The sequence below is a fragment of the Okeania sp. genome (assembly GCF_983059655.1).
The window spans coordinates 1-13,751 of the sequence record NZ_CEZPJD010000032.1 but is presented as its reverse complement, the minus strand read 5'-3'; the positions used below and the strand labels follow the sequence as shown (position 1 = coordinate 13,751).

At 40.7% G+C, this 13,751-nt stretch carries 10 protein-coding genes; all 10 read left to right on the top strand.

Annotated elements, in window-relative coordinates; genetic code table 11:
- The first annotated feature begins 413 nt into the window (after positions 1-413).
- On the top strand, positions 414-1,616 hold the full coding sequence (nifS, locus tag AC3DU7_RS03850; protein ID WP_488038039.1) for a cysteine desulfurase NifS: 1,203 nt from the start codon (positions 414-416) through the stop codon (positions 1,614-1,616).
- A 418-nt stretch (positions 1,617-2,034) separates the two neighbouring features.
- A complete protein-coding gene (gene nifU, locus AC3DU7_RS03845) occupies positions 2,035-2,910 on the top strand; it encodes a Fe-S cluster assembly protein NifU (protein WP_488038038.1) in 876 nt (291 codons plus the stop codon).
- 380 nt (positions 2,911-3,290) lie between these two features.
- On the top strand, positions 3,291-4,181 hold the full coding sequence (nifH, locus tag AC3DU7_RS03840; protein ID WP_293073921.1) for a nitrogenase iron protein: 891 nt from the start codon (positions 3,291-3,293) through the stop codon (positions 4,179-4,181).
- A gap of 192 nt (positions 4,182-4,373) precedes the next feature.
- Complete coding sequence (gene nifD / locus AC3DU7_RS03835; RefSeq protein ID WP_488038037.1) at positions 4,374-5,828, top strand: nitrogenase molybdenum-iron protein alpha chain; 1,455 nt, start codon at positions 4,374-4,376, stop codon at positions 5,826-5,828.
- Between the two features lie 213 nt (positions 5,829-6,041).
- Complete coding sequence (gene nifK, locus AC3DU7_RS03830) at positions 6,042-7,580, top strand: nitrogenase molybdenum-iron protein subunit beta (RefSeq protein ID WP_488038036.1); 1,539 nt, start codon at positions 6,042-6,044, stop codon at positions 7,578-7,580.
- A 906-nt stretch (positions 7,581-8,486) separates the two neighbouring features.
- The gene (locus AC3DU7_RS03825) at positions 8,487-11,291 is read left to right on the top strand and encodes a bifunctional nitrogenase iron-molybdenum cofactor biosynthesis protein NifEN (protein WP_488038035.1); all 2,805 of its coding nucleotides are present in this window, start codon (positions 8,487-8,489) and stop codon (positions 11,289-11,291) included.
- A gap of 172 nt (positions 11,292-11,463) precedes the next feature.
- Positions 11,464-11,883, top strand: coding sequence for a nitrogen fixation protein NifX (gene nifX / locus AC3DU7_RS03820; protein ID WP_488038034.1), 420 nt, complete (start codon positions 11,464-11,466; stop codon positions 11,881-11,883).
- A 4-nt stretch (positions 11,884-11,887) separates the two neighbouring features.
- Positions 11,888-12,358, top strand: coding sequence for a NifX-associated nitrogen fixation protein (locus AC3DU7_RS03815; RefSeq protein ID WP_488038033.1), 471 nt, complete (start codon positions 11,888-11,890; stop codon positions 12,356-12,358).
- A gap of 203 nt (positions 12,359-12,561) precedes the next feature.
- Positions 12,562-12,873: a nitrogenase-stabilizing/protective protein NifW gene (gene nifW, locus AC3DU7_RS03810; protein WP_488038032.1), complete on the top strand. Its 312-nt coding sequence runs from the start codon at positions 12,562-12,564 to the stop codon at positions 12,871-12,873.
- A 12-nt stretch (positions 12,874-12,885) separates the two neighbouring features.
- On the top strand, positions 12,886-13,641 hold the full coding sequence (locus AC3DU7_RS03805) for a HesA/MoeB/ThiF family protein (RefSeq protein ID WP_488038031.1): 756 nt from the start codon (positions 12,886-12,888) through the stop codon (positions 13,639-13,641).
- Positions 13,642-13,751: the final 110 nt, after the last annotated feature.

Genomic DNA, 13,751 nt, shown 5'->3' with positions numbered 1-13,751 from the left:
ACCTGCATAGGTAAACGGAATTCAGAATTTAGAATTCAGAATTTAGAATTCAGAACTCATATCATGTCCGGTAGCATCGGTATTGTATAGCAAAGGTAGGCAACAGCTCATCTGGCAACAGGTAGGAATACTTAAGAGAAAGAAAAAAACTTAAATTTCCTGTAGATATTCACCTTTGGGTTTACACAAACGATACCAGCGGACATGATATCAGAATTCAGAAGTTAGAACTTATAGGCTAAAAACTTTCACAAGACAACGGAAGTCAACGGAAGCCAGAAGTCAGAAGTTTCAGGCAATTATTTGACATTAGCTTAAAACTCAAGCAATGGAAGATGTTTCCTTCTTCCTTCTTCCCTCTTCCTTCTTCCCTCAACATCTCTACAACCATCACCTCAAGTATTTAGTCAGCTATGCAACAAAATATTTATCTCGATAACAATGCTACTACCAAAGTAGATGATGCAGTGCTAGCGGAAATGCTGCCTTACCTGAGTCAGTTTTATGGCAACCCTTCTAGTATGCACACTTTTGGTGGACAAGTTGGTAAAGCTGTGAGAAAGGCGCGATCGCAAGTTGCAGCTTTATTAGGTGCCCAGGATACAGAAATTGTCTTTACCAGTTGTGGTACTGAGGGCGACAATGCTGCAATTCGAGCTGCTCTCACTGCCCAACCAAATAAACGGCATATCATTACTACTCAGGTAGAACACCCGGCAGTTTTGAATCTGTGCAAGCATTTGGAAAAGCAGGGTTATACCGTTACTTATCTGTCAGTAGATAGCCAAGGAATGATAGATTTAATGGAACTAGAGGCTGCTATTACAGGTGATACTGCCTTGGTTTCCGTTATGTACGCTAATAATGAAACAGGCGTGATTTTCCCCATAGAGAAAATTGGGCAGATAGCTAAGGAATATGGTGCGCTATTTCATGTTGATGCGGTGCAAGTAGCAGGGAAAATTCCCCTGGATATGAAGAATAGCACTGTAGATATGCTGGCTATTTCTGGTCACAAATTGCACGCACCCAAGGGTATTGCTGCTTTATATGTACGTCGTGGTACTCGGTTCCGTCCGTTATTAATTGGCGGACATCAGGAACGTGGTCGCCGTGGTGGTACGGAAAATGTGCCTGGTATTATTGCTCTGGGTAAAGCTTGTGAATTAGCACAGGAGCATTTGGCACATATCGACCGGGAACGGGAACTGCGCGATTATTTGGAGAACGGCATTCTTGCTGCTATTTCTGATTGTGCTGTGAATGGTCATCCTACTGAAAGGTTGCCTAATACTACTAATATTGGCTTCAAGTTTATTGAGGGAGAAGCAATATTGCTGCATTTGAACCATTATGGTATCTGTGCTTCTTCTGGATCTGCTTGTACTTCTGGGTCTCTGGAACCATCTCACGTTTTGCGAGCAATGGGTCTGCCCTACACTATTTTGCATGGCTCGATTCGTTTCTCATTATCACGTTATACAACCCGCCAAGAAGTTGAGGAAGTGTTAGCAGTGATGCCTACTGTTGTGGAGCGTTTACGGGCTTTATCCCCCTTTAAGAACGACCAAGCTAATTGGTTGCAAGAACGACAAGAGGCAACTGTACAATCCTAAAATTTACAATGTTTTAAGGATTACTACACTTTTGTTTACGCTACATTTTTGTAGCAACAATAACAGAAAAACTCTGTTGATTCCGCAACAATCATTGCATAGCTTAAAGAGGGGTATATCTCACGTAAGAACTCACAAAATTGTAGCAGGATTAACAGAAAAAATATTCCTCAACCTAGAGTATAAACAATATAACTTCTAGGGGAAATGAGTAAAATTCAACGCTGATTACTTGAAAAATAAATTTAAGGAAAAAAGGGTTGCTTGAATATAAAAAATGTGCAATACTAAATAATATACAAGTTTAACCCCACCTAAAAAAATTAATAAATTATTGCTCTAGAAACTGAGTAGTAATCTTCAAGAAAAAGCGCAACTTTCATCAGTAAAAATTAGGGTGTTCTAAACAATAAGGGCTATGTGGGAATATACTGAAAAGGTAATGGACTTGTTCTATAACCCCCAAAATCAAGGAACCATTACAGACCAGAAAGAAGGGGAAAAGGTAGTTAGCGGTGAGGTAGGAAGTATAGCGTGTGGAGATGCTCTCAGCCTACACCTCAAAGTAAATGAAGCTTCCGGCGAAATCTTAGATGCAAAATTTCAAACCTTTGGCTGTGCAAGTGCAATCGCTTCATCTTCTGCCCTGACAGCAATGCTCAAAGGCAAAACCATAGACGAAGCCATGAATATCAAAAACCAGGATATCGCAGGATACCTGGGAGGGCTGCCAGAAGAAAAAATGCACTGTTCAGTCATGGGAGAGGAAGCATTAGAAGCAGCAATTTTTAAATATAAAGGTATTGAAGTAGAAGTTCACGAAGAAGACCACGAAGGTGCATTAGTTTGTAGCTGTTTTGCAATTACCGAAAATAAGATTAAGCGAGTAATTCGGGAAAACAACCTCAAAACAGCGGAAGAAGTAACAAACTATGTGAAGGCTGGTGGTGGTTGTGGTTCCTGTCTGGCAGATATTGACGATCTAATCGCATCGGTTTACGAAACGCCAGAACCTACAACACAACAAAATCCTACAACTACAAAACCAGCAGGCAAACTAACAAATCTACAAAAAATTACATTAATTCAACAAGTTTTGGAACAAGAAGTGAGACCTGTTCTCGCGGCAGATGGAGGAGATGTTGAACTGTTCGATGTAGATGGCAATCGCGTGCTAGTCACACTAAAAGGAGCCTGTGGCTCTTGCAGTAGTGCAATGGCGACACTCAAAGGAGCGATCGAAGCTACATTAAAAGAACGAGTAAGCGAAAGTCTTGTAGTAGAAGAAGCATAAAACAGTTAGCAGTTGTTAGTTATCAAGGTTTATTCAGCCAAGTTTAAAAAAAATTAACTGTTGACTGATGATAAGTAAAACTTAAAATCATGCTAACTACAGCGACAAATAACAAATAATAACGGGTGCATTGATGACAACTATATACACGCAGGTTATGCCTGCTCAAGCTTTAGGGCGAGCGCCTCCGGGCACTCAATGTTGCTGCTAAACACACACTGTTCTTACACGAACAATATTGAATGTGATACTGTAAAGCCAAAAGCCCTAGACGATAGCAGCTATATATCAAACACAAACTCTAAGGAAACTTTTACAGAATCAAAATCACATTCATTCAAACTCAAGTCAAATATACTAACAAAACGGAGAAATCTATCATGCGTCAGATTGCATTTTACGGAAAAGGCGGTATCGGTAAATCCACTACTTCTCAGAACACTCTAGCTGCAATGGCTAACCGTCACGGTCAGAGAATTATGATCGTAGGTTGTGACCCTAAAGCTGATTCTACTCGTTTAATCTTAAACGCTAAAGCTCAAACTACTGTACTTCACGTTGCTGCAGAGCGCGGTGCAGTTGAAGACGTAGAACTAGACGAAGTATTGAAAGATGGTTTTGCTGGAATCCGTTGCGTTGAGTCTGGTGGTCCTGAGCCTGGTGTAGGTTGCGCAGGTCGTGGTATTATCACTGCTATCAACTTCCTAGAAGAAGAAGGTGCTTATCAAGACCTAGATTTCGTAAGTTATGACGTACTAGGTGACGTTGTTTGCGGTGGATTTGCAATGCCTATCCGTGAAAACAAAGCTCAAGAAATCTACATCGTATGTTCCGGTGAAATGATGGCAATGTACGCTGCTAACAACATCGCTCGTGGTGTTCTTAAGTATGCTCATGCTGGTGGTGTACGTTTAGGTGGTTTAATCTGTAACAGCCGTAAGGTTGACCGTGAAGTTGAGTTAATCGAGAACTTAGCAGCTCGTTTGAACACTCAAATGATTCACTTCGTACCTCGCGACAACGTTGTACAACGCGCTGAAATCCGTCGTATGACTGTTGAACAGTATTCTCCAGAAGATAACCAAGCTCAAGAGTACAATACATTAGCTGAGAAAATCATCAACAACGAAAAACTAACTATTCCTACTCCTCTAGAAATGGATGAATTAGAAGAGTTGTTAATTGAGTTCGGTCTATTAGGTGACGAAGATGATCGTCAGCAACAAATTGCAGCACAAGATGCAGCTTTAGCAGCAGAAAAGAAAGCTTAAGTAAGCTGAAAATCTTCTAGTACAAAAGTGGGGGTGTGCAGAGCGCACCCCATCCAAAGACACAAGTAGTAGTGAGTCTTGTATTAATTAATTTGTATGTAGGGGCAGGTTTTGCAGACATTAGAAAAGCACCTGCCCCCGCTAATACAAAACTCAAACACTAAATCAAATATCCGAAAGGAGATATGTAACATGGCATCTGAAAAAGTCGAACAGAACAAACAGTTAATTCAAGAAGTCTTAGACGCTTATCCTGAGAAAGCTGCTAAAAGACGGAAAAAGCACCTCAACGTTTTAGAAGAAGGATCTGACTGTGGCGTTAAGTCTAACGTAAAATCAGTTCCTGGTGTAATGACAACTCGTGGTTGTGCATTTGCTGGAGCAAAAGGTGTGGTTTGGGGTCCTGTTAAGGACATGGTTCACATCAGTCACGGTCCTGTTGGTTGCGGTTATTATTCCTGGGCAGGTCGTCGTAACTACTACAACGGTGTAACTGGTGTTGATACCTTTGGTACAATGCAATTCACTTCCGATTTCCAAGAAAGAGACATCGTTTTTGGTGGAGATAAGAAACTCGCCAAAATCATGAAGGAAATCGAAGATTTATTCCCTCTAAATGCTGGTATCACAATTGAATCTGAGTGCCCAGTGGGTCTAATTGGTGATGACATCGAAGCAGTAGCTAGAAAAGCTGCTAAAGAACTCAATAAGCCAGTTGTTCCAGTACGTTGCGAAGGTTTCCGTGGTGTTTCTCAGTCATTAGGTCACCACATCGCTAACGACACAGTGCGTGACTGGGTATATGAGCCTTCCGCTGAAATCACTAACGAAGAGATCGGCTTTGAGACCACTCCTTATGACGTATCCTTAATCGCTGACTACAACATCGGTGGAGACGGTTGGAGTTCTCGTCTATTATTAGATGAAATCGGCTTAAGAGTAGTTAGCCAAGCAACAGGTGATGGTACTTATAACGAAGTATTCATGGCTCCTAGGGTGAATCTCAACCTCATTCACTGCTACCGTTCCATGAACTACATCTGCCGTTACATGGAAGAAGAGTATGGTATACCTTGGACTGAGTTCAACTTCTTCGGTCCTACTCAAATTGCTAAGTCTCTACGGAAAATTGCTTCTTACTTCGACGATACTATCAAAGAAAACACAGAGAAAGTAATCGCCAGGTATCAAGCACAAGCTGATGCAGTAATTGCTAAGTATCGTCCTCGTTTAGAAGGTAAGAAAGTAATGATGATGGTTGGCGGTCTACGTCCACGTCACGTTATTCCTGCTTTCGACGATCTAGGAATGGAAGTTATCGGTACTGGTTATGAGTTCGGTCACGGTGATGACTACAAGCGTACTGCTGAGTATGCTAAAGAAGGTACTCTTATCTATGATGACGTTAGTGGATATGAGTTCGAGGAATTCGCTAAGAAATTAAAGCCAGATTTAATTGCTTCTGGAATTAAAGAGAAGTATGTATTCCAGAAAATGGGTATGCCATTCCGTCAAATGCACTCCTGGGATTATTCTGGTCCTTATCACGGTTATGATGGATTCGCTATCTTCGCTCGTGACATGGATCTAGCTCTCAATAGCCCAACTTGGAACTTAATCAAGGCTCCTTGGAAGCAAGCTAGCTAATAGAAGTCAGAAGTCAGAAGTCAGAAGTATTGATTTTGGCTTTGGCTTAGAAGATAAACTTAGCTAGGTAATGGGGTCATGCCATCTCTACGGCTGCCCCAATATAGAAACAAAATTTGAGGAATTGAGGGGTTAAAAGTTGTAATTCGTTTCCTTTTTCCCTCTGCCTTCCAAGAATTGTAAATCCCTAATATCCATAGAGGAATAAACACCATGAGTCAGAATGTAGACAAAATCAAAGACCATTTTCAACTTTTCCAAGAACCAGAATATCAAGAAATGTTCGAGCGGAAGAGAGAATTTGAAGGCGGTCCTTCCAAGGAAGAAATCAAAAAAGTTAGTGAGTGGACAAAGACTTGGGAATATCGCGAAAAGAACTTTGCTCGTGAAGCTCTAACTATCAACCCTGCTAAAGCTTGTCAGCCTTTAGGTGCTATCTTTGCAGCAGCAGGTTTTGAAGGCACTCTACCTTTTGTACATGGTTCTCAAGGTTGTGTTGCTTACTTCCGTTCTCACTTAACCCGTAACTACAAAGAGCCATTCCAAGCAGTTTCCTCTTCTATGACTGAAGATGCTGCGGTATTTGGTGGTCTCAAGAACATGACTGATGGTTTGGCAAACTCTTATGCTTTGTACAAGCCAAAAATGATTGCTCTTTGCACAACTTGCATGGCAGAGGTAATTGGAGATGACTTAGGTTCATTCATCACTACCTCCAAGAATCAAGGTGCAGTTCCTGAAGATTTCCCAGTTCCTTTTGCTCACACTCCTAGCTTTGTAGGTTCTCATATCACTGGCTATGACAATATGCTCAAGGGTATTCTGGTAGCTCTAACTGAAGGTAAGAAGAAGGGAGTTACTAACGGTAAAATCAACTTCATCCCTGGTTTCGATCCTTACATCGGCAACATCCGGGAATTGAAGAGCATTCTATCTTTGATGGATGTTCCTAACACCATTTTAGCTGATAACGCTGAGAGCTTTGATTCTCCTAACTTGGGCGAATTCAAGATGTACAACGGTGGTACAACTTTGGCAGAAGGTGCTGATTCCATCAATGCTAAGGCTACTATCTCCTTCCAGAAATATTCCACTCCTAAGACTCTAGAGTACCTAGAAGAAAAAGGCGGTCAAACTACAGCTACATATCGTCCTATAGGTATCCGTGGTACTGATGAGTTCTTAATGGCGTTGTCTGAATTGACTGGTAAGGCTATTCCTGAAGAGCTAGAAATTGAGCGCGGTCGTGCAGTTGATGCTATCACTGACTCTCAAGCTTGGTTACACGGTAAGCGCATTGCTATCTACGGCGATCCTGACCATGTATTAGGCTTGTTGAACTTCACTCTAGAGTTAGGTATGCAGCCAGTTCACGTTGTTGTGACTAACGGTAACGTTAATGGTTTTGAAGAGGAAGCTAAGGAATTATTAGCTAACGATCCTAATGGTAAAGATGCTACAGTTTGGATCGGTAAGGACTTATGGCACTTACGTTCACTGTTGGATACTGAGCCAGTTGACTTGTTGATTGGTAACTCCTATGGTAAGTTCCTACAACGTGATACTGGTACTCCATTAGTACGTATCGGCTATCCTATCTTCGATCGCCACCACCAGCACCGTTATTCTATCTTAGGATACAAAGGAGCATTCAATCTACTCAACTGGATTGTTAATACTATCCTCGATGAGTTAGACCGTGGTAGCATGGAGCTAGGTGTTAACGACACATCTTTTGACTTGATTCGTTAATTCATTAACCATCTAATACCATCTAATTTTTGTAGGGGCAAATGGCAGTTTGCCCCTATTCTGGCTTGAAAGGTATTCAGGGATAATTTATGGTGAAACTACTACCTGTTCCCTATTCCCTGCTATATGATTCAAACTTCTCCTATTACCAAAACTATCACTACTTTAGCTGACCTTGAGCAAAGGTTTAAGTTATCTCCTACAGACAATGATCTCTTCTTTATAAAAACAAAAATTTGTCAGTCTAAGATTAGGTAGGTTGGGTTAAGCGCTAGCGCAACCCAACAACAAGCTCGATACTTACGAACATTATCTTTGATATACTCACTATACAAAATCATTAATAATAAAAATTTATTATTCTGTAAGCAGCCATTTTGTAGAGCGCGTTAATTAAATGTAACGCACCGCCATCCCAACAAATATTTCGGAGTGTTACGCTTTCGGTGCAAAATGCTGCGCAAACGCTAAAACACCCTACTGGAGTATATTGTTGGGTTTCGTTCCTCAACCCAACCTACAAAATGCTAACTTAACTTATATACAAAAATAATAATAAAAATTTGTCATTCTCGCTCTATTGGGTTTATCCTCCGGATAAGCTCCGCTAACGTTCATCAACCCAACCTACAAAATGATAACTTCTATACAAAACTAATAATAAAAATTTGTCATCCTAAATAATAACAAAAATTTGTCATTCTAAGATTTTCTACTCTATAAAACCCATTTGGTATCTTTGCCTTGACTAAATTTTTGAGTCAGGAGCTGGAAGTGAGATAGAGGCAATAGGAGAAAAAGGTTTAAAAATACTCTAATCTCTCCCACTCCCCCACTCCCCTACTCCCCCACTCCCCTACTCCCGAACCCCGCCCCATAGTAGTTAATAAAAAAGAGATTAATAACATGGCTATGATGACCCCAGGCAAAGTTGCCGAACTGATGAATGAGCCAGGTTGCGAACACAACCACAAACACAAAAACGGAGATAAAAAACAAAAAGGCTGTCAACAACAAGCAACACCAGGAGCAGCTCAAGGAGGTTGCGCTTTTGATGGAGCTAGCATTGCCCTGGTACCCATCACAGATGCAGCTCATTTAGTTCATGGGCCTCTTGGTTGTTCCGGTAACTCCTGGGGAACTCGTGGTAGTCTTTCTTCTGAAGCTCATCTCTACAAAATGGGTTTTACCACCGACATGGGTGAAAATGACATTATCATGGGTGGGGAGAAAAAATTATTGAAGGCGATCGCTGAACTGAAAAAACGCTACCAACCTCCAGCGGTATTTGTCTACGCTACCTGCGTTACTTCTTTAATTGGAGATGACCTAGAAACAGTTTGTAAAGTAGCTACTAAAAAATTAGAACTTCCTGTTATTCCTGTCAACTCTCCTGGTTTCATTGGTAGTAAAAATTTAGGGAACCGAGTTAGTGCCGAAGCATTATTAGATCATGTAGTTGGTACTTCCGAACCAGAATTTACCACACCCTACGATATTAACCTCATCGGCGAATATAATATTGCGGGTGAAATGTGGGCAATGTTACCTCTGTTTGAAAAACTTGGCATCCGGGTATTGTCAAAAATCACCGGAGATGCTACCTACAAAGAAATTTGTTATGCCCACCGTGCCAAACTCAACGTGATGATCTGCTCCAAAGCAATGATCAATATGGCACGGAAAATGGAGGAGAAATACGGCATTCCTTATATTGAAGAATCTTTTTATGGTGTTGCCGATATTAACAACTGTCTCAGAAATATTGCTGCCAAAATTGGAGATGCTGACCTGCAAGAGCGTACAGAAAAACTCATTGCCGAAGAAACAGCTATTCTCCAAGAAATATTAGAACCTTATCGCCAACGTTTGAAAGGAAAAAGAGTTGTACTCTACACAGGTGGGGTGAAAAGTTGGTCTATTATCTCGGCGGCTCAAGATTTAGGGATGGATGTAGTCGCTACTAGCACGAAGAAAAGTACTGAAGAAGACAAAGCAAAAATCAAAGAATTATTGGGCAAAGATGGTATTTTGCTAGAAAAGGGCAATGCCGAAATTCTGCTGAAAGTAATTGCTGACACAAAAGCTGATATGCTCATCGCCGGAGGTCGTAACCAATATACCGCCCTCAAAGCGAGAATTCCATTTTTGCACATTAACCAAGAACGCCATCATCCCTACGCAGGTTATCACGGCACCATCGAAATGGCAAAGGAATTAGATGAAGCACTCCATAGTCCAGTTTGGGAACAAGTGCGACAACCTGTGCCTTGGTTAGGAGAATGTCAGATAGATGATGTATTGGAAATAGAAACTTTACCAAGTCTGACTAATATTCCACCTGCAACAGTTAGCTTTCCCAAAAAGTCCTTATCCACAAATCCTCTGAAATTGAGTCAACCTCTAGGTGCTTCCTTAGCTTACTTAGGAATTAAAGGCATGATGCCACTGTTCCACGGGACTCAAGGTTGTACTGCTTTTGCCAAGGTATTGTTGGTGAATCACTTCCACGAGGCTATTCCTCTGTCTACCACTGCCATGAGTGAGGTGACAACTATTTTGGGAGGAGAGGATAATATAGAGACAGCTATTCTTACCCAAGTTGAGAAGTCGAAACCAGAAGTTATTGGTTTGTTGAGTACTGGTTTAACTGAAACCAGGGGTGATGATATACAGGGTATTCTCAATAAATTTAGGGAAGAGCATCCAGAGTTAGATGAGTTGCCAATATTAAATGTTTCTAGTCCAGATTATAAGGGTTCGGCCCAGGATGGCTTTGCTGCTACTGTTGAGAGTATTGTGGCTTATGATTACGGTGAAGCAATTCCTACTGAAAAGCCTTTCGTGACAATTTTAGCGGGTAGTTGTCTTGCTCCTGGAGATGTACAGGAAGTTCGAGATATTGTGGAATCTTTTGGCTTAATACCAATAGTTGTACCTGACTTATCTCAGTCTCTGGACGGACATTTGGTTGATGATAGTTATAGCGCCACAAGTTCTGGTGGTACAACTATAGAGGAACTTCGTAATTTAAGTCAGTCAAGTTTTACTCTGGTTATTGGGGAAAGTTTGCGGAATGCTGCTCAGATATTAGAAGAAAAATTTGGTACTCAATATCAAGTGTTCCCTCGGTTAACTGGTTTGGGTGCTGTAGACAGTTTCTTGCTAAAATTGTCTCAGTTAGTTGTTTCTCGTACCGATCCCCATTTAGATAAGGGTTGCGAAGTACCTCAAAAATATCAGCGTCAACGCCGTCAATTACAGGATGCGATGCTCGATACTCACTTCTATCTTGGCCATAAGCAGATTTCTATTGCCCTGGAACCAGATTTACTTTGGGCAACCAGTTGGTTTTTGCGGGAAATGGGGGCAGATATTAAGGCTGCTGTAACAACTACGCGATCGCCCTTATTGGAAAAATTGCCTACAGAAAATGTAATTATTGGCGACTTGGGAGACTTAGAGGAAGTAGCCGCAGGTTCAGATTTATTGATTACGAATTCTCATGGTAAACTAATATCTGAGAAATTAGGTCTTGCTCTATATCGCATGGGTATGCCAATTCACGATCGCCTAGGCAATGGTCAACGTTGTAATGTTGGTTATCGTGGTACAATGAATTTATTATTTGACATTGGTAATATCTTCCTAGAGCAAGAGGAATCAAAAATTCATACCAATGATTATTCATTATTGTCGCTACAAACCTAAGCTATCAGCCGTCAGCTATCAGCCGTCAGCTATTGCTTGATTAGTATTCATTCAGCTATTGCTTTTGCTTTTAATAGCAGGCTATTCAAATTTGTACCTTTTGCTGATAGCTGATAGCTGACAGCTAATAGCTGAATGCTTACTTTGGTACATAAAAAGGAGGAAAACAACGATGAAAGTTGCATTTGCAACCAGTGATTTTATTCATATAAATGGTCACTTTGGCTCTGCCAAACAAATGGCTTTATATGAAGTTGATGACAAAGGATACAAAACTCTAGAGCCACTCGTTTTTGCTGGTAATCTTAATCAAGATGCTACAAAACAAGAAAAACTAGATAAACTACACGCTAAAGTTGAAGCTTTGCTCGACTGTACAATAGTTTATGTACTAGAAATTGGTGGTCCAGCAGCAGGTCGTTTAATCAACAAAAAAGTTACCCCAATGAAATCAAAATCTCCAGAAGACAAAATTACCGATCTTCTGGACAGATTAGTAGAAACATTAAAAGGTAGTCCTCCCCCCTGGCTCAGAAAAGCTTTACAACAAAACTCTGAATCTGACTTAGAAGCTGTACTTGAAGAGGTGTAAAACTATGACTGTTCAAACAGAAACAACAACAACAACCGAGATTTATTCCGCTCCTTTTATTAAGGAATTAATTAGAGCAGTTCAAGCTCAAGACTCTTATGGAGTATATAAGTCTTGGTCTCCTGAATTAATTGTCAAGCCTTATATTGTAAGTAAGCAAGAAAAACGCCAAATTTCCACAGAAGAAGAAGTTAATCCGATGACTTTAGCTCGGATTAAATTATTCTACAATGCCATAGCAACTTGCATTGAATTAGAAACCAATCAAATTATGCAAGTTGTTATTAGTATCAACCATGAAGGATTTGGCTGGGCACTTGTATTTTGTGGTCGTCTTTTAGTAGTTTCTAGAACTTTACGGGATGCTCAACGTTTTGGGTTTACTTCCCTAGAAAAATTAGAAGATGAAGGCGAAAGAATGGCTAAAGCTGGCATTGAGCTAGTCAAAAAATATAAGGAAGTTTGCAAACTCTAAAAAGTAAACTTTTCCTGAATTTGAGAGGTAAGTTAGATGAATATTCTTTCAATATCTAACTGCCTCTCTCTAAAAATCTATGGCATTTTTTTGGGCTGGCAAGAATCTAAAAAAAAATCAAAATTTGCAACACTTGTTGCGATTATTGTCTAGAATAATAAAGTACAACATAGCTACTACTAAATAAATAAGGGGTTCATCAAATGAAGACATTAACAGACTTCCAAAAGCTCGTAGATGCAGAAGACTTCCTCAGCTTTTTTGACATTCCCTACGACCAAACAGCAGTAAACGTAAATCGCCTCCATATATTAAAAATGTTTTCTGGAGCCATTGCAGAAGTTGACGAAAAAACAGGACTAGCAGAAGCTGAAAAATTGACAGAATATAAAACAGCATTAGAGTCGGCTTATCAAACTTTCTTAACATCTAGCGCTCAAGAACAAAAAGTATTTCCAGTCTTTCAACAAGAACATAAAGATGTAGTTAAATTAACAGAAATAACTGCTGAGTAAGGAGCAAATATAGTGTTCGACCTGACACCCAAAGAATTAGAACGTTATAGTCGCCAAATGATGCTTCCAGGTTTTGGAGAGGAAGCACAACAACGACTCAAATCAGCTACAGCAGTGGTAAATGGAGTTGGTGGGTTGGGTGGCACAGTAGCACTGTATTTAGCAGTAGCAGGTGTCGGGAAGCTGATTTTAGTCCGAGGAGGGGAACTACGCCTTGATGACATGAATCGTCAAATCTTGATGACAGATGATTGGGTAGGTAAGCTGCGAGTAGATAAAGCCAAGGAAACCCTAGCTGCCATTAATCCAGATGTGGAAATCGAAGCCGTACCAGAATATGTCACTGCTGAAAATGCAGACACATTAGTACAGTCGGCAGATATTGCCCTCGACTGCGCCCACAACTTTGACGAACGGAATTTACTTAATGCTGCCTGTGTACGTTGGCGCAAACCAATGGTGGAAGCTGCTATGAATAGCATGGAAGCTTATTTAACTACCATAGTTCCTGGTAAAACTCCTTGTTTGTCTTGTCTATTCCCAGAAAAACCAGAATGGGATAGACGTGGATTTGGAGTCTTGGGTGTAGTTTCTGGAACACTAGCTTGTCTAGCAGCTTCAGAAGCAATCAAAGAGATTACAGGATTTAGTAAATCCCTGCGATCGCAACTGCTGACAATGGATTTGGATGCCATGGAATTCTCTAAACTTCGCCCTTACCATGACCCAGACTGTCCAGTTTGTGGTTCCCTCAGTAAAGAATTATAGCGCTACAAGTTTAGGTTAGGACATTCCTAAATCCACCAAACCCACTCACAGTTTACTGTTGCCTGTTGCCTGTTGCCTGTTGCCTAGCGCGTAGCGCTATAAAAGCTGAC